20 protein-coding genes are annotated in these 22,779 nt (G+C 71.0%); 15 read left to right on the forward strand and 5 right to left on the reverse strand.

What is annotated here, in order from left to right; all coding sequences use genetic code 11:
• Nucleotides 1–41 precede the first annotated feature (41 nt).
• On the forward strand, nucleotides 42–1,169 hold the full coding sequence (locus tag ACIG5F_RS27265; protein ID WP_396522165.1) for an amidohydrolase family protein: 1,128 nt from the start codon (nucleotides 42–44) through the stop codon (nucleotides 1,167–1,169).
• Between the two features lie 41 nt (nucleotides 1,170–1,210).
• Here the strand turns inward: ACIG5F_RS27265 and ACIG5F_RS27270 are convergent, their stop codons facing one another.
• Together ACIG5F_RS27270 and ACIG5F_RS27275 are read right to left on the reverse strand one after the other, a co-directional pair.
• On the reverse strand, nucleotides 1,211–1,585 hold the full coding sequence (locus ACIG5F_RS27270) for a VOC family protein (RefSeq protein ID WP_396522167.1): 375 nt from the start codon (nucleotides 1,583–1,585) through the stop codon (nucleotides 1,211–1,213).
• A 2-nt stretch (nucleotides 1,586–1,587) separates the two neighbouring features.
• On the reverse strand, nucleotides 1,588–2,700 hold the full coding sequence (locus ACIG5F_RS27275; RefSeq protein WP_396522169.1) for an amidohydrolase family protein: 1,113 nt from the start codon (nucleotides 2,698–2,700) through the stop codon (nucleotides 1,588–1,590).
• 451 nt (nucleotides 2,701–3,151) lie between these two features.
• On the opposite strand from ACIG5F_RS27275, the gene ACIG5F_RS27280 reads away from it, so the two are divergent.
• A complete protein-coding gene (locus ACIG5F_RS27280) occupies nucleotides 3,152–4,297 on the forward strand; it encodes a DUF222 domain-containing protein (protein WP_396522171.1) in 1,146 nt (381 codons plus the stop codon).
• Between the two features lie 592 nt (nucleotides 4,298–4,889).
• Here ACIG5F_RS27280 and kstR read toward each other — a convergent pair.
• A complete protein-coding gene (kstR, locus tag ACIG5F_RS27285; protein WP_396522173.1) occupies nucleotides 4,890–5,489 on the reverse strand; it encodes a cholesterol catabolism transcriptional regulator KstR in 600 nt (199 codons plus the stop codon).
• Nucleotides 5,490–5,662: 173 nt separating this feature from the next.
• Here kstR and ACIG5F_RS27290 point away from each other — a divergent pair, with 173 nt between their 5' ends.
• The 7 genes from ACIG5F_RS27290 to ACIG5F_RS27320 all read left to right on the forward strand — a co-directional run bounded on the left by ACIG5F_RS27290 (nucleotide 5,663) and on the right by ACIG5F_RS27320 (nucleotide 14,008).
• The gene (locus ACIG5F_RS27290) at nucleotides 5,663–7,624 is read left to right on the forward strand and encodes an acyl-CoA dehydrogenase family protein (RefSeq protein ID WP_396522175.1); all 1,962 of its coding nucleotides are present in this window, start codon (nucleotides 5,663–5,665) and stop codon (nucleotides 7,622–7,624) included.
• Nucleotides 7,625–7,667: 43 nt separating this feature from the next.
• Nucleotides 7,668–8,606, forward strand: a complete 939-nt coding sequence (locus tag ACIG5F_RS27295; RefSeq protein ID WP_396522177.1) for an acyl-CoA dehydrogenase family protein — start codon at nucleotides 7,668–7,670, stop codon at nucleotides 8,604–8,606.
• Entirely contained in the window at nucleotides 8,591–9,745 is a 1,155-nt protein-coding gene (locus tag ACIG5F_RS27300; RefSeq protein WP_396522178.1) for an acyl-CoA dehydrogenase family protein, read from the forward strand. The genes ACIG5F_RS27295 and ACIG5F_RS27300 overlap by 16 nt, the downstream gene beginning before the upstream one ends.
• A complete protein-coding gene (locus ACIG5F_RS27305) occupies nucleotides 9,742–10,629 on the forward strand; it encodes a bifunctional MaoC family dehydratase N-terminal/OB-fold nucleic acid binding domain-containing protein (protein WP_396522180.1) in 888 nt (295 codons plus the stop codon). The genes ACIG5F_RS27300 and ACIG5F_RS27305 overlap by 4 nt, the downstream gene beginning before the upstream one ends.
• Nucleotides 10,626–10,997, forward strand: a complete 372-nt coding sequence (locus tag ACIG5F_RS27310; RefSeq protein ID WP_396522182.1) for a MaoC family dehydratase — start codon at nucleotides 10,626–10,628, stop codon at nucleotides 10,995–10,997. The genes ACIG5F_RS27305 and ACIG5F_RS27310 overlap by 4 nt, the downstream gene beginning before the upstream one ends.
• Entirely contained in the window at nucleotides 10,994–12,154 is a 1,161-nt protein-coding gene (locus tag ACIG5F_RS27315; RefSeq protein WP_396522184.1) for a lipid-transfer protein, read from the forward strand. The genes ACIG5F_RS27310 and ACIG5F_RS27315 overlap by 4 nt, the downstream gene beginning before the upstream one ends.
• Nucleotides 12,155–12,244: 90 nt before the next feature.
• Nucleotides 12,245–14,008 carry a caspase domain-containing protein gene (locus ACIG5F_RS27320; protein ID WP_396522185.1) on the forward strand — a complete coding sequence of 588 codons (1,764 nt, stop codon included), beginning with the start codon at nucleotides 12,245–12,247 and terminating at the stop codon, nucleotides 14,006–14,008.
• Here the strand turns inward: ACIG5F_RS27320 and ACIG5F_RS27325 are convergent.
• Together ACIG5F_RS27325 and kstD are read right to left on the reverse strand one after the other, a co-directional pair.
• Nucleotides 13,971–14,786 carry a MaoC/PaaZ C-terminal domain-containing protein gene (locus ACIG5F_RS27325; protein WP_396522187.1) on the reverse strand — a complete coding sequence of 272 codons (816 nt, stop codon included), beginning with the start codon at nucleotides 14,784–14,786 and terminating at the stop codon, nucleotides 13,971–13,973. The two genes, ACIG5F_RS27320 and ACIG5F_RS27325, sit on opposite strands and share 38 nt — an antisense overlap.
• Complete coding sequence (gene kstD, locus ACIG5F_RS27330) at nucleotides 14,776–16,404, reverse strand: 3-oxosteroid 1-dehydrogenase (RefSeq protein ID WP_396522189.1); 1,629 nt, start codon at nucleotides 16,402–16,404, stop codon at nucleotides 14,776–14,778. Before kstD ends, ACIG5F_RS27325 begins: the two co-directional genes overlap by 11 nt.
• A gap of 84 nt (nucleotides 16,405–16,488) precedes the next feature.
• Here kstD and ACIG5F_RS27335 point away from each other — a divergent pair, with 84 nt between their 5' ends.
• The 6 genes from ACIG5F_RS27335 to ACIG5F_RS27360 are packed head-to-tail and all read left to right on the forward strand — an operon-like array spanning nucleotide 16,489 to nucleotide 22,730.
• Nucleotides 16,489–17,976 carry an FAD-binding protein gene (locus ACIG5F_RS27335; protein WP_396522191.1) on the forward strand — a complete coding sequence of 496 codons (1,488 nt, stop codon included), beginning with the start codon at nucleotides 16,489–16,491 and terminating at the stop codon, nucleotides 17,974–17,976.
• Nucleotides 17,963–18,766 (forward strand): 2-keto-4-pentenoate hydratase, encoded by an 804-nt coding sequence (locus ACIG5F_RS27340; protein ID WP_396522193.1) that lies wholly within the window; start codon nucleotides 17,963–17,965, stop codon nucleotides 18,764–18,766. Before ACIG5F_RS27335 ends, ACIG5F_RS27340 begins: the two co-directional genes overlap by 14 nt.
• Nucleotides 18,763–19,644: an acetaldehyde dehydrogenase (acetylating) gene (locus ACIG5F_RS27345; protein WP_396522194.1), complete on the forward strand. Its 882-nt coding sequence runs from the start codon at nucleotides 18,763–18,765 to the stop codon at nucleotides 19,642–19,644. Before ACIG5F_RS27340 ends, ACIG5F_RS27345 begins: the two co-directional genes overlap by 4 nt.
• Before the next feature lie 3 nt (nucleotides 19,645–19,647).
• Nucleotides 19,648–20,649 (forward strand): 4-hydroxy-2-oxovalerate aldolase, encoded by a 1,002-nt coding sequence (gene dmpG / locus ACIG5F_RS27350; RefSeq protein ID WP_396522196.1) that lies wholly within the window; start codon nucleotides 19,648–19,650, stop codon nucleotides 20,647–20,649.
• A 9-nt stretch (nucleotides 20,650–20,658) separates the two neighbouring features.
• Nucleotides 20,659–21,489: a DUF1932 domain-containing protein gene (locus ACIG5F_RS27355; protein WP_396522198.1), complete on the forward strand. Its 831-nt coding sequence runs from the start codon at nucleotides 20,659–20,661 to the stop codon at nucleotides 21,487–21,489.
• Between the two features lie 59 nt (nucleotides 21,490–21,548).
• On the forward strand, nucleotides 21,549–22,730 hold the full coding sequence (locus ACIG5F_RS27360; RefSeq protein ID WP_396522200.1) for an ATP/GTP-binding protein: 1,182 nt from the start codon (nucleotides 21,549–21,551) through the stop codon (nucleotides 22,728–22,730).
• Nucleotides 22,731–22,779 lie beyond the last annotated feature (49 nt).

Genomic DNA, 22,779 nt, shown 5'->3' on the forward strand with positions numbered 1-22,779 from the left:
TTTCGGTATAGCTTTTGGAAAAGCTTTCAGGGGAGGTAGTCGTGCTGGTGGTCAGGGGCGGGCACGTGCTCGGCGTGGGGATCGCCGACGTGCTGGTGGACGACGGCGTGATCGCGGGGATCGGGTCCTGTGACGCCCCGGAGGTGATCGACGCGGCCGGCCTGGTGGTGTTGCCGGGGTTCGTCGACACCCATCGGCATCTGGTGCAGGCGGCGATGCGGGGAAGCGGGGCCGACACGCCGATCGACATGTACCTGTCGGAGGTGTTGCCCAGGGTGCAAACCCTGTCCGCGGACGAGGTGCACGCCTCGGTGCTGCTGGGTGCGGCCGAGGCGTTGAACGCCGGCGTGACCACGGTGCTGGACTGGGGACACGTCGGCGATCCGGCCGTCGCCCACTCGGCGCTGACCGCGTCGGGCATCCGGGCCGTGTTCGGCGTCTACCGCGATCATGCGCATCGCTTTGCCGGGGCGCAGGGGCTGGTCACCGCGGCCGTCGCCTGCCTGTCCCCTGAGGACAGTGCGCGGGACATCGCGGTCGCCCGGTCGCTCGGGCTCGTGACCACCATGCACGTCAACGGAACCGGCGTGGTGGCCGAGATGGCGGAACTGCTCGGCCCGGACCTGCATTTCGTGCACGGCAACAACCTCGCCGACGACGAGATCAAGCTGCTGGCCGCCGCCGGCAGCGGGCTGACCGTCACGCCGGTCGTGGAATCCATGATGGGCCACGGATTCCCGGCCTACGGTCGCTTCGCCGCCGCCGGCGGCACCCCCGCCCTCGGCGTCGACGTCGTGATCAACTCGGTTGCGGATCTGTTCGAGCCGATGCGGTTGGCGCTGTGGCTCGAACGCATCCACAGCGTGGCCCGGCCGGCTTCGTCCCTGCTCGCGTCGGCGACGTTGGACGGGGCCCGGGCCATCGGTCTCGGCCCCCGGACCGGTTCCCTTGAGGTCGGCAAGCGAGCCGACCTCGTGCTGCTGGACGGCTTCGCGCACCTGCCCGCCGACCGAGTGGCCGGCGGCATCGTGGCCACCGCCGGCGTCGCCGACGTGCGCACCGTGCTGGTGGACGGTCGGGTCGTCAAACGGGACGGCGTGTTGGTCGACCACGATCTCCCGGCCCTACGCGCATCCGTGCGATCCCTGGCCCGCAAGGTTTTGGCGTAGGTGCAGTGAAAGGGCCTTGCCTGGCGTTTCTTGTGGCGCCGCTAGGCGTAGGTGAACAGGCAGAACTCGTTGCCCTCGGGGTCGGCCAGTTGCACCCAGTCCGGGTGCCGCGCGGTGACGGTGGCCCCGAGGGCGAGGAGGCGGGATAGCTCGGCCGGGTCTTCGGTGCGCAGGTCGATGTGCATGCGGTTCTTGACGACCTTGGACTCGGGGACGAGCTGGAACCAGATGCGCGGGGAGCCGGTGAGCAGGACGGTCGGGTCGTCCTCGGGGTCGGTGATGCCCTGTGCCCGCAGGTAGTCCATGGCGGCCTCGTCGTACGGGGCGATGGCGTGGTCGTCGAGGGCGGCGGCCCAGAAGCGGGCCAGCGAGGCGGGATGGCGGCAGTCGACGACGAGGTCCTTGAAGGCGGCCATGGTCAGCGGAACCTCCTTCCGTTGCGCCACACGGCTTTGATCCGACCGGCGAGGTTGTCCACGGAGAGGTCGTCGCCGTCGAGGAGGACGAGGTCGGCCCGCTTGCCGACGGCGATCTCGCCACGGTCGTCGAGCTGGAGCAGCTGGGCGGCGTGGAGAGTGGCGGCGCGGAGAGCCCCGACGGCGCCGAGGCCGGCGGAGGCCAGCAAGGTGATCTCGTTGAGGGCATTGGCATGCGGCGTCACGGGATTGTCGGTGCCCATGGCGATCGGCACGCCGGCCTCCAGGGCCAGCCGCACGGAGTGCAGGTGCTCGGGGCTGCCGATGGCGGAAAGCGTTGGCACGTAAAAGGTATCGTGCTCCACCATGGCGGCGACGGCGGCCTCGTCGAGGAAGACGCCATGCTCGATGCTGCGGGCCCCGGCGCGGGCGGCGAGCTCGGCCCCGCGAGCGCCGTGGGCGTGCACCATGACGGACCGACGCCGGCTGGCGGCCTCGGCGACCAGGGCCTGCATCTCCTCGGGCGTGAACTGCACATCGTGCTTGCTGTCGCTGCGGATGGAGCCGGTGACAGCAGCCTTGATCCAGTCCGCGCCGGCCCGCACCATGCGGCGGACGGCCGCCCGAGCCTCGTCGGGGCCGTCGAACACCGGATTGGGCATCGAGGGGTCGGAGGTGAGGTCGATCGGCCCGGTGGCCGGCGACCAGTGATCGCCGATGCCGCCGGTAGTGCCGACCTGACGCAGCGAGATCAGCAGCTGCGGCCCGTCGATCCAGCCCCGCTCCACCGCGAGCCGCAGCCCGGCGTCCGCGCCCCACGCGTCGCGCACGGTGGTGATGCCCAGGCTCAGCAGCGTGCGGAGCACGGGCACCGCCGACAGCGCCCGGGCCGAGCGCGGCAGATCCAACGGGTCCTGGCCGAGGGTCGCCGTCAGGGCCACGTGCGTGTGGCAGTCGATGAAGCCGGGGACCAGCAGCGATCCCCGGCAGTCCACCGTCTCGTCGGCCTCGGTCCCCGACCCGATGATCTCCCCGTCGATCAGCACGTCGTCGTGCACGATCTCGCCCGCGGCGACGTCGAGATAGGCGGCGGAGCGGAGCAGCGTGCGCGTCACACCGCCGAGGCTAGCGGGCGGAGTCGTTGTCGGTGGCTGGGTTTCCTGCTCTCGGGGCGGGTGTGGGTGTGGGTGTGCTTTGGGTGCCCGCGCCGCGCGGTTGCCGGGTGGGTGGGGTTTGTGGCGAGGGGCGGGGTGGAGTCTGTTTGAGGGGTGAGGGGCCGTTATCCAGCTGACTCCGGGTGGATTTTGCGCGGAGACCTCTGGGCGATGGCGTATCAAGGCGCTATCGGGCAGGCTCCGCCTGCCTCGATACGCAACAAGCTTATGCCATCGCCCCCCTCCGCGCAAAATCCACCCTCCGGAGCCTGAAGGTGAAGATGATTGTCGCCGTGGTGCTTTCGGTGGGGTCGTGATGCTGGTTGTGGGGCCGTCGTCGCGATTATGCATGAAACGGGATTTCACCCGTTAGTGGTTCGATTTCGATCTTGATCGGGAGTATTCTAGGGATATGGAAGAAATCACCCGAGAGCTGGAGTCTGCTGAGCCTTCGGGAGCGATGCTGGACCTGCTCCTCGGCGCGGATCTCTCCACTCTGACCGCTGAGCAACAAGTCACTGCGTTCGTCATGGCCCGCATGATCACGGCGGTTGCCGACCATGCCCGGTTGTGCATTCTTCGGAATTTCGACGATCTGGCCGAGATGTCCATGGCCACCCACGAGTCCGAGCAGTCCCTGTTCCGCCAGCAGGAGCGCGCCGAGGTCCTGGACCGGCTGCCTCGGCTGTGTGAGCAGCTGCGGCGCGGGGAGATCGACCTGCGCCGGCTGGAGACCGTCGATGAGCGGGTGGTCCACCTCGACCCCGCCACGATCCCCCAGATCGAAGACCAACTGGTCGAGGTCGCCGCCGAGCTCACCCGCACCCAGTTGGCCCGCCGGACCACTAAGCTCGTCGCCGAGGCTGATCCGCTGGGCTATGAGCAGCGCCGGCAGAAGGCCCGTGATAAGGAGCGGCGGATCGAGTTCTACCCGCTGCCCAACGGCATGGCCGAGCTGCGGATCCGCATGTCGGCGATCGACGCCCGGCAGTGCTACGACATCGCCACCGCCGACGCCCGCGCCTTGTGCAAGGACTGCCGCACCACCGACCAGAAACGAGTGGACGCGTTCCTGGACCGGTTCCTGGGCTACGGCATCGACCGCACAGTCCAGGTCCACGTCACCCTCTCCATGGAGACCCTGATGGGTCTGACCGAGGACTCGGGCCTGCTCGACGGGTATGGCCCGATCAGCGCCGACTCCGCCCGCGAACTGGCGATGTTGGGCCCGTGGCGCGGGGTCCTGTTGGACGAGTATCAGCGGGCCGCCGCGATGGCCACCCACCTCTACAAGCCCCCGGCCCGCTGCCGGGAGTTCACCAAACTCCGTGACGGCGGCACCTGCTGCGCACCGGGTTGCGTCAACCCCATCCAAGAAATCGACCACACCATCCCCTGGCCGAAAGGCAAAACGAACCCGGACCAGCTCAAGGGCTACTGCCAACACCACCACCACCTCAAGCACGGCGACCACACCGTCACCCTCGACGACGACGGCACCCTGCACTGGGTCACTCCCCAGGGCCGGCACTACACCACCCAACCCCACCAGTACTGACCACGCCGCATTCCCGCCCCACCCGCCGCCCGCACCGCGCTACCGTTCTTTGACAATTTCACAGCGAACCAAAAATCCCTCTCCAACAACGCGGGTCGGCGACCCGGGAAAGCGACCGGCAACACAGACTTTCCGCTTCGACAATCGGAGGGTGGATTTTGTGTGGAGGGGGGCGATGGCATAAGCTTCTTGCGTATCGAGGCAGGCGGAGCCTGCCCGATAGCGCCTTGATACGCCATCGCCCAGAGGTCTCCACACAAAATCCACCCGGAGCCACCAACCAACCGCCCCGCACCACCCCCAACTACGCAAAAACCCCAACCTCACAAAGCAAACCCCACCCTCAGCCGAATAACGTCCCCACCCCGCCCCCAACCACACAAAAACCCCACCCACAAAGCAGACTCCACCCCACCCCCAAGCACACAACGCCCCTCACCCCTCAATGCAAAAACCCCGCCCCACGGCAACCGCGCGGCGCGGGCACCCGAATCACACCCACACCCCGCACCCACACCCAACACCCTCATACCCACAGACCAGCACACACCCGACCCGGCCAAAACCCAGCCGGTCCGAGGGGCCGCCGAGCCTAGTCGCGCATCAGCAGTCGGACGGTCAGCTCCAGGCGGTTGGTGACGTCGGTGGCCGAGGCCCTCCTGGTCACCCAGGCGACCAGGTTGGACAGCCACACGTCGCCGATCACCCGGGCGATGGCCTTGTCCTCCTCGGACGGCTCGTCTTTGCCCAGTGCCAGCGTGAACAGCTCCTCGAGCTGGCGGGCGACCTGGTCTACCTCGGCGGCCGCCGAGGTGTCGGCGAACATGAAGGCCCGGGTCATGGCCTCGGCCAGGTGCGGGTCCCGTTGCATGTTGCGGGTGATCCGGCTGAGCACGTGCAGCATGCGCTCGCCCCGGGTGTCGCCGGGGATGGGGGCCCGGCGCATCCGGTCCAGGGCCCGGTCCAGCTGCGCGCCCAGGCCGGACACCAGCAGGTGGATCTTGGACGGGAAGTACCGGTACAGCGTGCCCAGCGCGACGTCGGCCCGCTCGGCCACGGCCCGCATCTGCACGGCCTCGAAGCCGCCCTTGGAGGCCAGCGCGATCGTCGCGTCGATGATCCGCCGCCGCCGGTCCCGCTGGGCCGACGAGCCGAGGTCCTCCTCGGCGATCTGGCGTGGCGTGGCTGCCATCAAGCCCCCTGCGAGCGCTCGTTGTCGGACCTCAAACTACACGATCGGAACGTGTTTCATTTTCACCGTGGCGTGTGATCACCCATACACCGGGCTGACGGGCCAGCTCACCCGGACGCCCGTCGCCCGCCTGGAGCAGTCCGGGCAACTGGAACACGTTCTATTATCGGCCGATGTCGATGGTCATCGATGACGCCGGTCGCCAGCTGCGCGACGCCGTGCTCAAAGCCGGTCCGACCTGGTCGGAGCTGGCCGCGCTCGGCCTGTTCGGCCTGGCCCTGCCCGAGCCGGCCGGGGGCCTCGGCAACCCGGTCGCCGACCTGGCGGTCGCCGTCGAGGCGGCGGCCGAGGTGCTGGCCGAGGGGCCGGTCCTTCCCACCCTCGCCGCCGGCGTCGCCCTGGCCAGAGTCCCCGACCACCCGCTGGCCGCGACACTGCTGCCCGGCATCGCCGACGGCCGCGTCGCCGTCGCCGTCCACTGTGGACACGTTGCCCTGGGCGAAACCGGGCCCATGCTGGTCAAGGACGGTGACGAGTGGGCCCTCCAGCACGTCGTGATCGACCCCGCCGACGCGGTGGATCTCCACCGCCCGCTGGGGTTTGCGCAGGTAGGGCCGATCACTGACGATCAGCGGCTGGGACCGTTGCCGGTCGAGGACATCCTCGCCACGCTGGCCGCCGCCGAGGCCTCCGGCATCGCCGACTGGTGCCTGCGCACGGCCGTCGACTACGCCAAGATCCGCACCCAGTTCGGCCGGCCCATCGGGTCCTTCCAAGCCGTGAAGCACCTGTGCGTGGAGATGCTGTGCCGGTCCGAGCGGGCGGCCGCCGTGGCCTGGGACGCCGCCCGCGCCTACGACCAGGAGCCGGCCGAGTTCCCGCTGGCCGCCGCCACCGCCGCCGCGATCGCAATCGACGCCGCCGTCGCCAACGCCAAGGACTGCATCCAGGTGCTCGGCGGCATCGGCTTCACCTGGGAGCACGACGCCCACCGCTACCTGCGCCGCGCGGTCTCGACCCGGCAGCTGCTCGGCGGCGCCGAGCGCTGGCGGCATCGGGTCGCCGAGCTGGCCAAGGCCGGTCACCGACGCACGCTCCGGCTCGACATCGACGCCGACCGCACCGAGGTACGGCACACGATCCAGGCCATTGCCGACGCCGATGACCAGCGGAAACTGTTGGCGGACACCGGGTTGCTGGCCCCGCATTGGCCGCGCCCGTACGGCCTGGACGCCGGCCCGGCCGAGCAGTTGGTCATCGACGAAGAGCTGGCCGCCGCCGGCGTGGCCCGGCCCGACCTGGTGATCGGCGCCTGGGCGGTGCCGACGATCCTCGCCCACGGCACCGAGGCCCAGCGCGACCGGTTCGCCGGGCCGACGCTGCGGGGCGAGATCACCTGGTGCCAGCTGTTCAGCGAGCCCGGCGCCGGCTCCGACCTGGCCGCCCTGCGCACCAAGGCGGAGCGGGCCGAGGGCGGCTGGACGATCACCGGGCAGAAGGTCTGGACCTCGCTGGCCCAGCACGCCGACTGGGCCATCTGCCTGGCCCGCACCAACCCCGACGCGCCCAAACACCGTGGCATCACCTACTTCCTGGTCGACATGCGCACGCCCGGCCTCGACATCCGGCCGCTGCGGGAGATCACCGGCGATGCCCGGTTCAACGAGGTCTTCCTGGACAACGTGTTCGTGCCCGACGAGTGCGTGGTCGGGGCGGTCGACGGCGGCTGGCCGCTGGCCCGCACCACGCTGGCCAACGAGCGGGTGGCGATGGGCCGTGGCTCGTCCATCGGCGACGAAGTGGAACGTGTTCTGGCCGCCGTCGAGCCCTCGGAGCGGGTCGGCGCGCTGGTCGCCGAGGGGCTGGCGCTGTCGGTGCTCGACCTGCGGGCCGCGCTGCGCCGGCTGGCCGGCCTCGACCCGGGCGCGGCCTCCAGCGTGCGCAAGCTGGTCGGCGTCCGGCACCGGCAGACCGTGGCCGAGACGGCGTTGGATCTGGACGGGCCGCTGGGCGCGGTGGCCGGCGACCACAGCCACGAGTTCCTGCTCAGCCGCTGCCTGAGCATCGCCGGCGGCACCGAGCAGGTCCTGCTCACCCTGGCCGGGGAACGGCTGCTGGGCTTGCCCAGGGCGTGACCGTGCGCTAGAACTAGAACACGTTCCAGTTTAGGGGGTGCGGGTGGACTTCACGCTCGACGACACGCGGGTCACCCTCCGCGAGGTGGCCGCCGACGTGTTCCGCGACGCCCCCGAGGCCGCCTGGTCCACGCTGGTCACGCCGGACATCGACGTGCTCAGCGCGATGGTCGTGCTGGCCGAGGCCGGCCGCGCCGCGATCTCGCTGCCCGGCCTGGCCCTGGGCGTGCTGCCCTTGGCCCGACACGGCATCGAGGTGCCCGAGGGCGCGCTGGTGACCGCCGCCCTGCACGAACCGTCCGCTCCCATGACGTCACGGCCGCGCACCACGGCCCGTGGCGGCGTGATCAACGGGGTGAAGATCGGGGTTCCCGACGCCCTCGCGGCGCACCGGATCCTGGTGCCGGTGTCCACCGACGAGGGCGTCGCCGTCGCACTCGTCGACCCGGCCGCGCCCGGCGTCACGCCGCATCCCGCCCCCACTTCCAGCGGCAGCCCCGAGTTCGGACTGCACCTGGTCGACGTGCCCTACGAGCGGACCTTCGACGGGCTGGCCGACCTGCACCGGCTGGCCCTCGTCGGGGCCTGCGCCAGCGCCGACGGCATCCTGGCCGCGGTGCTGGAGCTGACCCGCAAGCACGTCGCCACCCGTGAGCAGTTCGGCCGGCCGCTGGCCGCCTTCCAGGCCGTGGCCCAGCAGATCGCCGACGTCTACGTCGCCTCGCGATCGCTGCACCTGGCCACCTGGTCCGCGTGCTGGCGGCTGGCCGAGGGACTCGATGCCGAGTCCGATGTGGACATCGCCGCGCACTGGGTGGCCGAGGAGTTGTTGCCGGCCATCAGAACCTGCCACCACCTGCACGGCGGCCTCGGCCTCGACATCACCTACCCACTGCACCGCTACTACTCGCTCGCCAAGGACCTGGTGCGCTCCATCGGCGGCGCACGCCACCGGCTGGAGGCGCTGTGCACATCGAACTGACCGGGGCGCAACGCAAACTCCGCGACGAGCTGCGGGCCTACTTCTCCGGCCTGCTGACGCCGGCCGAGCGCGAGACGATGCTGACCGCCCGGCACGGCGAGGTCTACCGGGACGTGGTCAGACGGATGGGCCGGGACGGCTGGCTCGGTGTCGGCTGGCCGGTCGAGTACGGCGGCCGGGGCTTCGGCGAGATCGAGCAGCAGATCTTCGTCAACGAGGCGGCCCGGGCCGACGTGCCCCTGCCCTACGTGACCCTGCAAACCGTCGGCCCCACCCTGCAAGCGTTTGGCACCGACGAGCAGAAGTCCTTCTTCCTGCCCCGGATTCTGTCCGGGGACCTGCACTTCGCCATCGGCTACACCGAGCCCGGCGCCGGCACCGACCTGGCCTCGTTGCGCACCAAGGCGGTCCGCGACGGCGACCACTACGTCGTCGACGGGCAGAAGATCTTCACCACCGGCGCCCACGACGCCGACTTCATCTGGCTGGCCTGCCGCACCGATCCGGACGCCCCCAAGCACAAGGGCATCTCCATCCTGATCGTGGACACGGCCGATCCCGGGTACTCGTGGACGCCGATCATCACCTGCGACGGCGCGCACCACGTGAACGCCAGCTACTACAACGGCGTCCGGGTGCCGGCGAACCGGTTGGTGGGACAGGAGAACGCCGGCTGGCGGCTGATCACCACCCAGCTCAACCACGAGCGGGTCATGCTCGGCCCGGCCGGGCGGATGGCCGCCCTGCACGACCGCGTGCACGAGTGGGCGGCCAAGCACGACCTGCTGGCCCATGTGGACGTCGCCGCCACGCTGGCCCGGGTCCGGGCGGTCGTGCGGGTCAACGAGCTGCTGAACTGGCAGGTGGCCGGCTCGCGGTCGACCGGCCTGGACCGGGTCGCCGACGCCTCGGCCACCAAGGTGTTCGCCTCCGGCCGCACCCAGGTGATCACCGCCGAGCTGGAGGAGATCGTCGGTCGGCACGGCGACCCGGCCGACCGGGACACCGCGGACCTGGTGCGCTGGCTGGACGTGCAGGCCAAACGCAACCTGGTGCTGACCTTCGGAGGAGGCGTGGACGAGGTGCAGCGGGAACTGATCGCCACCGCCGGGCTCGGGCTGCCCCGGGTGCCGCGATGACCGGGCCCAAGCAGGTCGGGCGCCGCGAGATCCTGGCCGCCGCCCGGGAACTGGCCGAGCAGGGCGAGTGCTCGCCGCGTGTGGGCCGCGACCCGGTGAACGAGCCGATGATCAACAATTGGACGGAGGCCCTCGGGGACAGGAACTCGGCGTACCCCGCGGTCGCGCCGCCGGCCATGATCCAGGTGTGGACCATGGGCGGCCTGCACCCCGAGCGCAGCGACGACGACCCCATCGGCCGGATGATCGAGGTGCTCGACGCCGCCGGCTACACCTCCGTGGTCGCCACCAACAGCGAGCAGACCTACCACCGGCTGCTCAAGCCGGGGGAGCGGCTGTCGGTGACCAGCCACCTGGCCGACGTGGCCGGCCCCAAGCAGACCGCGCTGGGCGAGGGCTACTTCGTCACCACCCACAACACCTGGTGGTCCGGCGACGAGGCCGTGGGCGAGATGGACTGGCGGATCCTGAAGTTCAAGCCCAGGCCGAAACCCGGCGTCTCGGTGCCGCCGATGGTCAGCAGGGACACCGCCTTCTTCTGGGAAGGCACGCGGGGCAACGAGTTGCGGATCCAGCAGTGCGCGGCCTGTGGGGCGCTGCGGCACCCGCCCGGCCCGATGTGCCCGCGCTGCAACGCCCTGGACCCGACCTACACCGTCTCAAGTGGACTCGGCGAGGTCTACAGCTACGTCGTGCACCACCATCCGCAGGTGCCGGGCAAGCGCACGCCGTTTGTCATCGCCCTGGTGGAGCTGGAGGAGGGCGTGCGCATGCTGGGCGAGTTGCTCGATGTCGACCCCGAACAGGTCAAGGTCGGGCTGCCGGTGCGGGTGCGGTTCGTGCCCTCCGGCGAGTTCACGCTGCCGGCCTGGGAGGCGCGATGACCCAGCTGCCCGATCTTGTCATCGACGTCACGCCGACGTTCGTGATCAGCACCGCGCTGGCCACCCGGGACTTCCAGGACGTGCACCACGACCGGGACAAGGCCGTGCAGCGCGGGTCCAAGGACATCTTCCTCAACATCCTCACCACCACCGGGCTGGTGCAGCGCTTCGTCACCGACTGGGCCGGGCCGGACGCCTTCGTCCGCACTGTCTCGATCAAACTCGGAGTTCCCTGCTACGCCGGGGAAACGCTGACCCTGAGCGGCCACGTCGCCGCCCAGGAGGGGGCCGAGGCGACGATCGCGGTCGTCGGGCGCAACAGCCTCGGCGACCACGTCACCGGCACGGTCCGGGTGGTGCTGCCATGACCGCCGCGATCGTGGGCATCGGGGCCACCGAGTTCTCCAAGGACTCCGGCCGCAGCGAGCTCCGCCTGGCCGTGGAGTCGGTGTCGGCGGCGCTGGCCGACGCCGGGCTCACGCCGTCCGATGTGGACGGACTCGTGTCGTTCACCATGGACAGCAACGCCGAGATCGCCGTGGCCCGGGAACTCGGCATCCCCGAGCTGACCTTCTTCAGCCGCATCAACTACGGCGGCGGCGCGGCCTGCGCCACCGTGCAGCACGCGGCCATGGCCGTGGCGACCGGCATCGCCGAGGTCGTGGTCTGCTACCGGGCGTTCAACGAGCGGTCCGGCAACCGGTTCGGCCAGTTCGCCACGGCCGCCGCCACCATGCCGACTTCGTCCGGTGTGGACAACAGCTGGTCGTATCCCATGGGGTTGGGCACGCCGGCCTCGACCGTGGCCATGGTCGCGCGCCGCTATATGCACGAATTCGGGGCCACCAGCGAGGATTTCGGCCGCGTGGCGGTGACGATGCGCGAACATGCCGCCACCAACCCGAAGGCGTGGTTCCACGGCCGGCCGATCACCCTGGCCGACCACCAGGCGTCGCGCTGGATCACCGAGCCGCTGCACCTGCTCGACTGCTGCCAGGAGAGCGACGGCGGCGTCGCCATCGTGGTCACCAGCCAGGAACGGGCCCGGGACCTGGCCCAGCCGCCGGCCCTGATCTCCGCCTCGGCGCAGGGAAGTTCCGCCGACCAGTACGTGATGAGCAGCTACTACCGGGACGAGATGAGCCGCCTGCCGGAGATGGGCCTGGTCGGCCGGCAGCTGTGGCGGCAGGCCGGCTTCGGGCCGGACGAGATCGACGTCGCCGTGCTCTACGACCACTTCACCCCGTACGTGCTGATCCAGTTGGAGGAGCTGGGTTTCTGCGGCCGGGGCGAGGCCAAGGAGTTCATCGCCGACGGCCGCATCGGCCTCACCGGCACCCTGCCGCTCAACCCTCATGGCGGCCAGCTCGGCGAGGCCTACATCCACGGCATGAACGGCATCGCCGAGGCCACCCGGCAGATCCGGGGCAGCTCGGTCAACCAGGTCCGGGGCGTGGACAACGTTGTCGTCACCGCCGGCACCGGCGTGCCGACCAGCGGCCTCGTGCTCACGCGGGACCGCTGACCCTGACGTGTGACGATGCGGTCCAGGGGTTAACGTTTCGCCGGGTTCGGGCGATTCTCGGGCGGATTGCCCGAACCTGGAGGAACGGCGATGGCCGATCGGCGGGACGCACTGATCATCGCGACCGGTGAGTACGAGCACGAGGGCCTGCGCGACCTGAGATCGGCGGCGGCGGACGCGCGGGCGCTGGCCGGGGTGCTGGGGGATCCGGCCATCGGCGGGTTCGAGGTGGACGTGCTGCGCGACGCCGGCGCGCACGAGGTGCGCTCTCGTATCGAGGACTTCTTCGCCGACCGCCGGCCCGGGGACGTGCTGCTGCTGCACCTGTCCTGCCACGGCCTGAAGGGCGAGGCCGGCGACCTGTACTTCACCGCCCGCGACACCCGGCCGCAGCGCCTGGCCTCGTCGGCGATCTCGGCTGACTTCGTGCAGCAGTGCCTGCGGCTGAGCCGGTCCCGCTCCATCGTGCTGCTGCTGGACTGCTGCTACGGCGGAGCGTTCGCCAAAGGCGTCCGGGTCCGCGCGGCCGGCGACATCCCGGTGATGGACAGCTTTCCCACCGGGCGCGGCCGGGCCGTGATCACCGCGTCCAGCGCCATGGAGTTCGCCTTCGAGGGCGACGAACTGGCCGACGCCCACGAGCCCACCCCATCGGTGTTCACGTCCGCGCTGGTCGAGGGCCTGCGGACCGGCGAGGCCGACCTGGACGGCGACGGCCTGGTGGCGCTGGACGAGCTGTACGACTACGTGTTCGACAAGGTCCGCGAGCGCAATCCGGCGCAGACGCCGACCAAGTCCATCGAGATGTCCGGCGACCTCTACCTGGCCCGCAGCCGCCGCCGGGCCCGGCTGCCGGAGGAACTCATGGCCGCCCTGACCGCGCCCAACGTGTTCACCCGGCTCGGCGCGGTCAGCGGCCTGCGGGAAGTGTTGCTGGGCCAGGACATTCCGCTCGCCACCGCGGCCAGGAAGGAGCTGGACCGCATCGCCGGCCGCGAGGTGCCGCAGGTCGCCGACGCTGCGCGGGCCGCGCTGCGGGAGCTGGTGGTCGTCCCCTCGACCCGGGTGATCGAGCTGACCGAGGCCCGCCCCACCTGGCTGCTCCGCCTGGACGGGCCGCCGCTCGTGCGGCGCGGCCGCTGGCAGGTCACCGACCAGCGGATCACGGTCCGGCCGGTCGAGGCCGGCCTGGAGGTCTCGGCCCCGCCCGGGGTGCGCGGCGAGCTGCTGATCACCAGCGACGGCGGCAGCATTCCGATCCAGGTGGTGACGACCACGCCGGTGCCCATGAATCCCGGCCCCGCGCCGACCATGCCGACCTGGCAGCCATCGGGGCACCGGCCGGCGGTGAAGCCGAGCCGGCCGACGGGAGCCTTGTGGCCCGGGCAGATTCCGGTGTCGATCCTGTACGCCTTCTTCGGTCTGATGCTGGGGATCGCCCTGCTGGCCGGCACTTCGCGGTCGGCCGGCTGGTTCGGCTACGGGATTCTGGCGTTCACGGCGCTGCGCCTGGTCGAATCCTTCCGGACCGGCCTCGGCCCGATGCGCCGACGCTGGGTGTGGGGTCTGTGCGGGCTCGGTGCGCTGGCCGGGGTGTGGAGCCTCATTTCCCCCGTGGCCGGCTACGCCATCATGTTCTGGGTGGCCGCCGCCGCGATCGAGTTCTTCGGCCGGCCGCTCGACCGGATCCGGGCCGGGGCGATCGCCGCGGTGGCGGCGCCGACCTTCGTCATCATCGTCAGCGTGCACATCGATTCCGACCTCGACCGATTCCTCTACTTCCTCAACGGCCTGCTGCCGATCGCGCTGGGTCTGATCACGCTGGCGCCGCTGGTGTTCCGGCGGCTCCGGTGAGCACCAGGCGATCGTCCACATAGGTCTCGAACCGTCCGCCCCACAGCTTGGTGCGCAAGGTGTCCCCGGGGAACACCACGCCGGCGAACCGGGCCTGGAACTCCGGCACGGCCGTGCCCAGGTAGTCCACAATGGACTTGTACACCATGCCGTAGGTGCACAGGCCGTGCAGGATGGGCCGGGGGAAGCCGGCGCGGGCGGCGAACTCGGGATCGACGTGCAGGGGATTGCGGTCGCCGCAGAGCTGGTACCACAACGCCTGCTGCGGCAGGGTTTCCGTGACGAGCTCGGTGTCGGGCGGGCCGTCGGGGGCGGTGGTCCGGGCCGAGGGCCCGCGCTGGCCGCCGAAACCGCCGTGGCCACGGGCGAAGATCTCGCCGCGCATGGTGTAGAGCGGCGTGCCGGCGGGGTCGGCGACCTCGTACTCGGTGACGATCACCGCCGCCGAGCCCTTGTCGTAGACGTCGGCGATACGGCCGCAGGCGCGGGCCTTTCCGTTCACGGGCAGGGGATTGTGCACGGTGATCTGCTGCGAGCCGTGCAGGGTGGAGGCCAGGTCGATGTCGATGCCGGGGAACACCACCGCCGGCGGCTCGGTCGCGTGGAAGGTGGGCGCGACGATGCCGAAGGTCGGCAGCACGGTCAGCTGCGGCTCGAAGGCGTAGCGCAGCTCGGTGGCGCCCAGCGCCAGGTGGTAGAGGATCACGTCCGAGGCCGACCACTCGAACTCGCGGACACCCAGCGACGCGCCGACGGCGATCTCGGGATCAATGGACACCGGACTGCTCCTTCACCGCCGACATCGCCAGCGCCGCAAGGTAACCGAAGGTCATGGCCGGTCCGATGGTAGCGCCCGGCCCGGCGTAGGTGTGGCCCATCACCGAGGCGCTGGCGTTGCCGGCGGCGTACAGGCCGGCGATGGCCGAGCCGTCGGGCCGCAGCACCCGGCCCTCGGTGTCGGTGCACAGCCCGCCCTTGGTGCCGAGATCGCCGGGCACGATGCGCACGGCGTAGAACGGCGGCTTGACCAGTTCGGCCAGGCTGGGGTTGGGGCGCACCCGAGGATCCCCGTAGTAGTGGTCGTACGCGCTGTCGCCCCGGCCGAAGTCCTTGTCCTTGCCGGTCCTTGCGTAGCCGTTGAAGGTGGACACGGTGTCCCGCAGGGACTCCGCCGGCACCGAGATCGCCGAGGCCAGCTCCGCCAACGTCTCCGCCTTGTACACGGCCCCGTGTTTGTACCAGCGCCCGGGCAGCGGCCGCCGTGGCGGTATGCCGGCGAACACGTAGCGGTCACGGTAGCGTTGGTCGGAGATCAGCCACGCCGGCACGCTTGCGGTGTCCAGCATGGCATGCACAGCGTCGACATAGGGCGCGGCCTCGTTGACGAACCGCTGTCCGGAACCGTTGACCAGGATGCAGCCGGGCAAGGTCCGCTCCGACAGGCAGAAGTACGGCCCGCGGTTGAGCGGGATCGACGGCCCCCACCACGCGTCGTCCATCAGGGCCACGTCCGCGCCGAGCTCCTGCCCGGCCAGGATGCCGTCGCCCTCGTTGGCCGACGCGCCGACCGTCCAGTCGATGCCGATGTCCTGCCACTTCGAGCGCATCGCCTCGTTGCGCTCGAAACCGCCGCTGGCCAGCAGAACCCCATAGCGGGCCCGATAAGTGCCGGTCGGGGTGACCACGCCGACGACCCGGTCGCCCTCGGTCAGCAGCGACTGCATGGGCGTGCCGAGCAGCACCTCCACGCCCGCCTGGCGAAGCCCGAGCCGAAGGCCGGCGGCCAGCGCCTGCCCCATCGTCAACAACCGTTGGCCGCGTAGGCGTCCGATGATCCCGCGCACGCCGACCCGGGCCGCCCGGACCGGGCCGCGGAGGTTGCGGGCGATCAGGGTCAGCCACTTGTAGTCGGCCTGGGTGATCGGCAGCGGGCTGGGCAGGTAGGGCGGCTCCAACCGCCCCAGGTCCGCGCCGAGCCGGTTTCCGTCGAACGGACGCGGCTCGACCGACCGGCCGCGCGGCCGGCCGCCGGGCCGCTCCGGGTAGTAGTCGCTGTAGCCGGTGACCCAGCGCAGCCGCAGCGGGCTGTTGGCCAGCACGAACGACAGCATCTCGGGCCCGCGGTCGAGGTAGGCGCGCTGCCGCTCGGCCGACGCGCCCGTGCCGACGATCGACGCCAGGTAGGCCCGGGCGTCCTCGTCGCTGTCCCGCACGCCGTCGCGCGCGAGCACCTCGTTGTTGGGGATCCAGATGCCGCCGCCGGACCGGGCGGTCGAGCCGCCGAACCGGTCGGCCTTCTCCAGCACGACCGTGCTCAGGCCGCGTCGAGCCGCGGTCAGCGCGGCCGTCATGCCGGCGGCCCCGCTGCCGACGACAACGGTGTCGAACTCTGGCATGTAGAACAGGTTATAGACAAGGACGCCCAGAACGCTATGGTTGGGACCGGGAGAAACTGAAACACGTTCCACTCGGGAGGTCGGGTGCTCGCCGGGGTCGTGGTGGTCGGATTCGGGGCGGCCGGCGCGTGCGCCGCGATCGAGGCCGCCGAGGCCGGGGCGGACGTGCTGGTGATCGACCGGTTCGCCGGCGGCGGGGCGACCGCGCTGTCCGGCGGCGTGGTCTACGCCGGCGGCGGCACCACCCAGCAGGCCAAGGCCGGCATCGCCGACACCCCCGACGCCATGTACGACTACCTCGCGCACGAGGTCGGCGACGCCGTCAGCGACCGGACCCTGCGCGCCTTCTGCGACGGCAGCGCCGACATGCTGGCCTGGCTGGAGGACAAGGGCGTGCCCTTCGCCGCCAGCGTCTGCCCGTACAAGACCTCGTACCCGACCGACCGGCACTACCTCTACTTCTCCGGCAGCGAGACGCTGTACGACAAGCCGGCCCCGCGCGGGCACCGCACCGCCGGCCGTGGCACCTCGGGCAAGCTGCTGTTCCAACGGCTGGAGCGCGCGGCTGTCGACCGGGGCGTGCGGGTCCTGCGGCAGACCACGGCCCAGCGCCTGATCACCGACCCGAACGGCCGCGTCACCGGCGTGGTGTGCCGGCAGCTGACCGGCTTTGCCGCGCGGCTGCACAAGTTCCTGGGCAAGCTGGCGGCCAAGCCCGGCCTGTACGTGCCGGCACTGCGACGGCGACTGCACCGCTCGATCCGGCGCATCGAGAGCCGGCACGGCGCCGAGATCACCGTCTCCGCCCGCGACGGCGTCGTGTTGTGCGCCGGCGGTTTCATCGCCAATCCGGTGATGATGCGGGAACACGCGCCCGCCTACCGGCGGGGCCTGCCGCTCGGCACCCTCGGCGACGACGGCAGCGGCATCCGCCTCGGCGCGGAGATCGGGGCCGCCACCGCCAAGCTCGACCACGTCTCGGCCTGGCGGTTCGTCACCCCGCCCAGCGCCCTGATGAAGGGCCGGCTCATCAACGAGCGGGGCGAGGAGATCTGCGACCTGCACCGCTACGGCGCGGCCGTCGGGCACGCCATGATCACCGGGCACGGCGGCAAGGGCTGGCTGCTGGTCGACGGGCCCACCGTGGCCGAGGCCAAGCGGCAGATCCCTTGGCAGACAACGTGGTTCCAGCGGTTGCAGACCCGCTACCTGTTCGGCCGGGCCCGAACGACCGCGCCGACCCTGGACGAGCTGAGCCGGCGCACCGGCGTCACCATCGGGGATTTCGACGGCACGCCACCGTTCTCGCTGATCGACGTGTCGATCAAGCGCTCCATCGGCTACCCCTGCCCGATGCTCACCCTCGGCGGCCTGGTCGTCGACGAGGACAGCGGCGAGGTGCTCGCCGCCGACGGGCAACCCGTGCCCGGCCTCTACGCCGCCGGCCGCAACGCCGTCGGCATCTGCTCCAACTCCTACGTCAGCGGCTTGTCCCTGGCGGACTGTGTCTACTCGGGTCGACGGGCCGGCCGGCACGTCGCGGTGGTGAGGAGGTCTGGTGCTCAGCGCTGACCAGCGGGCCGACGCGGCCGACCGGCTGTGGGCCGCCGAACGGGACCGAGCCCCGATCCCGCCGCTGACCGAGAGCTGGCCGGAGATCGACGTGGTCGACGCGTACGAGATCCAGCTGCTCAACATCGGCCGGCGCGGCCGGCCGGTGCTGGGGCACAAGGTCGGCCTGTCGTCGCTGGTGATGCAGCAGATGATGGGCGTGGACGAGCCGGACTACGGGCACCTGCTCGACGACATGGCCCTCGACGAGCGCCACCGCGTGCCCGCCTTGAGGTACTGCCAGCCGCGGGTGGAGGTCGAGGTCGGCTTCGTGTTGGGCGCGGACCTGCCCGGCGCCGCCTGCACCGAGGACGACGTGCTGCAAGCGACCTCGGCGCTGGCCCCGGCGATCGAGCTGATCGACAGCCGGATCGCCGACTGGAAGATCGGGCTGGCCGACACCATCGCCGACAACGCCTCCTCGGCCGGCTTCGTGCTCGGCGCGGCCCGGGTTCCGCCCGGGGCGCTGGACATCCGCAAGATCGAGGCGACGCTGCGCCGCAACGGGGACGTGGTGGCCGAGGGCCGATCCGACGCCGTGCTGGGCAATCCGGTCACCGCCGTGGCCTGGCTGGCCCGCAAGGTCGCCGGCTTCGGCGTCCGCCTGCGGGCCGGCAACATCGTGCTGCCCGGCTCCTGCACCCGCGCCATCGACGTCCGCGCCGGCGACAAGTTCCGGGCCGACTTCACCGGCCTGGGCCGGGTTTCCCTCAACTTCGCACCGATTTCCCTCGGGGAGGGCGGGCAATGACCGCGACGGCCGCGATCGTCGGCTCCGGCAACATCGGCACCGACCTGATGCACAAGCTGCTCCGCTCCGACCTGGTCGATCCACTGTGGATGGTCGGCATCGACCCGGCCAGCGAGGGGCTCAAACAGGCCAGGGAGCACGGGTTGCGGACGTCCACCGAGGGCGTGGACTGGCTGCTGGCCCAGGACTCCTTGCCGGACCTGGTGTTCGAGGCGACCTCCGCCGCCGTGCACCGGGCCAACGCCCCGCGCTACGAGGAAGCCGGCATCAAGGCGATCGACCTCACGCCGGCGGCGATCGGCCCCTACGTCGTCCCGCCGGTCAACCTGGGGGAGCACCTCAACGCCCCCAACGTCAACCTGATCACCTGCGGCGGCCAGGCGACCATCCCGATCGTCAAGGCCGTCTCCCGCGCGGTTCCGGTCAGCTACGCGGAAATCGTCGCCACCGTGTCCTCGCGGTCGGCCGGCCCCGGCACCCGGGCCAACATCGACGAGTTCACCCGCACCACCAGCCACGGCATCGAGGTGATCGGCGGCGCGCAGCGAGGCAAGGCCATCATCGTGCTCAATCCGGCCGAACCGCCGATGGTCATGCGGGACACCATCTTCTGCGCCATTCCCGAGGACGCCGACACCGAGCTGGTGGCCGTGTCCATTCGGGACATGGTCGCCGAGGTCGCCGGCTACGTGCCCGGCTACCGGCTGCTCGACGAGCCCCAGTTCGACCCGCCCTCGGCCGCCACCGGCGGCATGGCCCGGGTCTGCGTGTTCGTCGAGGTCGAGGGGGCCGGCGACTTTCTCCCGCCGTACTCCGGAAATCTGGACATCATGACCGCCGCCGCCACCCGCGTCGGCGAGCAACTGGCGAAGGGCTGAGCGATGGACGTCCGTGTCACCGACACCTCGCTGCGGGACGGCTCGCACGCCAAGCGGCACCAGTTCACTGTGGACGATGTGCGCAACATCGTCGGGGCGCTGGACGACGCCGGCGTGCCGGTGATCGAGGTGACCCACGGCGACGGCCTGGGCGGCTCCTCGTTCATCTACGGCTTCAGCCACACCCCCGAGCAGGAGCTCATCAAGACCGCCGTCGCCACCGCCAAGAACGCCAAGATCGCGTTCCTGATGCTGCCCGGCGTCGGCGTCAAGGACGACATCCTCGTCGCCGCCGACAACGGCGCGCGGATCTGCCGCATCGCCACCCACTGCACCGAGGCCGACATCTCCGTGCAGCACTTCGGATTGGCCCGCGAACGCGGCCTGGAGACCGTCGGCTTCCTGATGATGGCCCACTCCCAGCCGCCGGAGAAACTGGCCCGACAGGCCCGGATCATGGCCGACGCCGGCTGCCAGTGCGTCTACGTCGTCGACTCGGCGGGGGCCCTGATCATGGACCAGGTCGGCGACCGCGTCTCCGCCCTCGTCGCCGAGCTCGGCTCCGACGCCCAGGTCGGCTTCCACGGCCACGAGAACCTCGGCCTCGGCGTGGCCAACTCCGTGATCGCCTACCGCGCCGGCGCCCGCCAGATCGACGGCAGCGCACGGCGATTCGGCGCCGGCGCCGGCAACACCCCGGTCGAGGCCTTCGTCGGCGTCTGCGACAAACTCGGCATCGAGACCGGCATCGACTTCTTCAAGGTCCTCGACGCCGCCGAGGACGTCGTCCGCCCGGTCATGGACCAGGAATGCCTGCTCGACCGCATGGCCCTGCTCATGGGCTACGCCGGCGTCTACTCCAGCTTCCTACGCCACGCCTACCGCCAGGCCGAGCGCTACGGCGTCTCCGGCCCCGAGATCCTCGTCCGCGCCGGCGAGCGGCGGCTGGTCGGCGGCCAGGAGGACCAGCTCATCGACATCGCCCTGGAGCTGCGCGGCCGGTAGAACTGGGCCATGACCGTTGTCACCTTGCTGCATCCCGGCGCGATGGGCGCCGCCGTCGGCCGGCAGGCCGTGTCCGCCGGCCACACCGTGTTGTGGGTCGGTTCCGGGCGCAGCGACGCCACCCGTCGGCGGGCCGCCGACGCCGGGTTGACCGAGCGGCCGGACCTGGCCTCCGCGTTGGCGGAGTCCGAGGTCGTGTTGTCGGTCTGCCCGCCCGCGTATGCCGAGGACGTGGCCCGGGAGGTCGCCGGCTTCACCGGTGTCTACGTCGAGGCCAACGCCATCGCCCCGGAGCGGTCGCTCCGCATCGCCGGGCTGCTGCCGTCGGCCCGGGTCGTCGACGGCGGCATCATCGGCGGGCCGCCCAAGCACCCTGGCGCCACCCGGCTCTACCTCTCCGGCGACGCCACCAACGTGCCCGAGCTGTTCGCCGGCACCGCCCTCGACGTCGTCGTCCTGCCCGGCGATGTCGGCGTCGCCTCCGCGCTGAAGATCGCCTACGCCTCGTACCAGAAGACCACCTGGGCCCTCGCCGCCGTCTCCCATGCCCTGGCCGCCGCCCACGGCGTCGGGGACCAGCTGCTGGCCGAGGCCGAGCGCCTGCACGCCCGCCCCCTGCTCCAGACCGAGTCCTACCCCGACATGGCCGCCCGCGGCTGGCGCTGGGCCCCCGAGATGCTCGAAGCCGCCGCCACCCTCCGCGCCGCCGGCCTCCCCACCGGCCTCGCCGAAGGCTCCGCCGAGGCCATGCGCCGCTGGGACCCGGCCAAGGACCGCCCCGACCTGCCCCTGGCCGACATCCTCAAGCTGCTTGCGCCGGGAGAGCCGACAGAGGTCTGATTTCGTCGAGACTTGACGAATTAGCCGGTCTGTCGACGGCGGCAGTGTAGTATCGAGCCGTGCTGATCCGATTCGAGGTGACGAACTTCCGGTCCATCGCGGCTCCGGTGGAGCTGTCGATGGTCGCCGTCGACCGGGATCGTCCGGCCGCCCGGAACCAGCCGATGCTGGGCGAGAGCCTGCTGCCGGTGGCGGCCGTCTACGGGCCGAACGCGTCCGGCAAGTCGAACGTCGTCACCGCGCTCCGGTGGCTGCGGGACGCCGTCGCGCACTCGCTGCGGACGTGGGAGGAGGACATTCCGACCGAGCCGTTCGCCTTCGGGTCCTGGCCGAGCCGACCCACCGAGTTCGCCTACGAGGCCGTGATCGACGGCGTCCGCTTCGAATACCTGGTCGAGCTCAACGCCATGCGAGTCGAGTTCGAGGCGCTGTTCCACTACCCGGAGAAGAAGCGCCGCCGAGTCTTCGAGCGGGCCGGCGCCGAGCTGAAGCTCCAGCGCGGGTTGGGAGCGTTGTCCGGCACACGGGAACTGCTCACGGACCGCACGCTCGCGCTGTCGGTGGCCCGTCGGTTCGACGAGCCACTGGTGACCAGCTTCGCCGACGAGCTGACCCGGATCGCCGTCGAAGGGCTGTTCGCCGAGCCCAAGACCTGGCACCAGCGCACGGTGGAGTGGTTCGAGGCCGGTGACGATCGCAGCAAGAGCCTCGCCCTGCTCCGGCTGGCCGACCTGGGCATCGAGGACGTCGTGCTGGACGTGCCGGAGCGCGGTCCGCGACGGATCTGGTTCGTGCACAACACCGAGGCCGGCACCGCGCCCTTGAACGTCATCGAGGAGTCCAAGGGCACGCTGGCCTGGTTCCGGCTGATCGGGCCGGTGCTGACCGCCCTGAGGCACGGATCGCTGCTGCTGTGCGACGAGTTGGACGCCAGCCTGCATCCGGCCCTGTCGGCCCAACTGATCGAGCTGTTCCACGACCCGATGATCAATCCGCGCGGTGCGCAGCTGGTGTTCACCTCACACGACACGAGCCTGCTCAACCACCTCAACCGGGACGAGGTGTGGCTGACGGAGAAGAACCCCGACGGCTCGACCAGGCTCGGCGCGCTGGCGGACTTCGCCGGCGAGCGGGTCCGCAAGTCGCGGAACCTGGAGAGCGCCTACCTGCACGGCCGCTTCGGCGCCATGCCCCAGCCGGACCGGGGCGAGCTGCTCCGTGAACTGGGGCTGACCGGCTGATGTCCTTGCGCCGCCGCCATCCCAAGCCGCTACGGCGTACCGTCGCCGA

The organism is Kutzneria sp. NPDC052558, from assembly GCF_044547355.1.
Taxonomy (GTDB): Bacteria; Actinomycetota; Actinomycetes; order Mycobacteriales; family Pseudonocardiaceae; genus Kutzneria.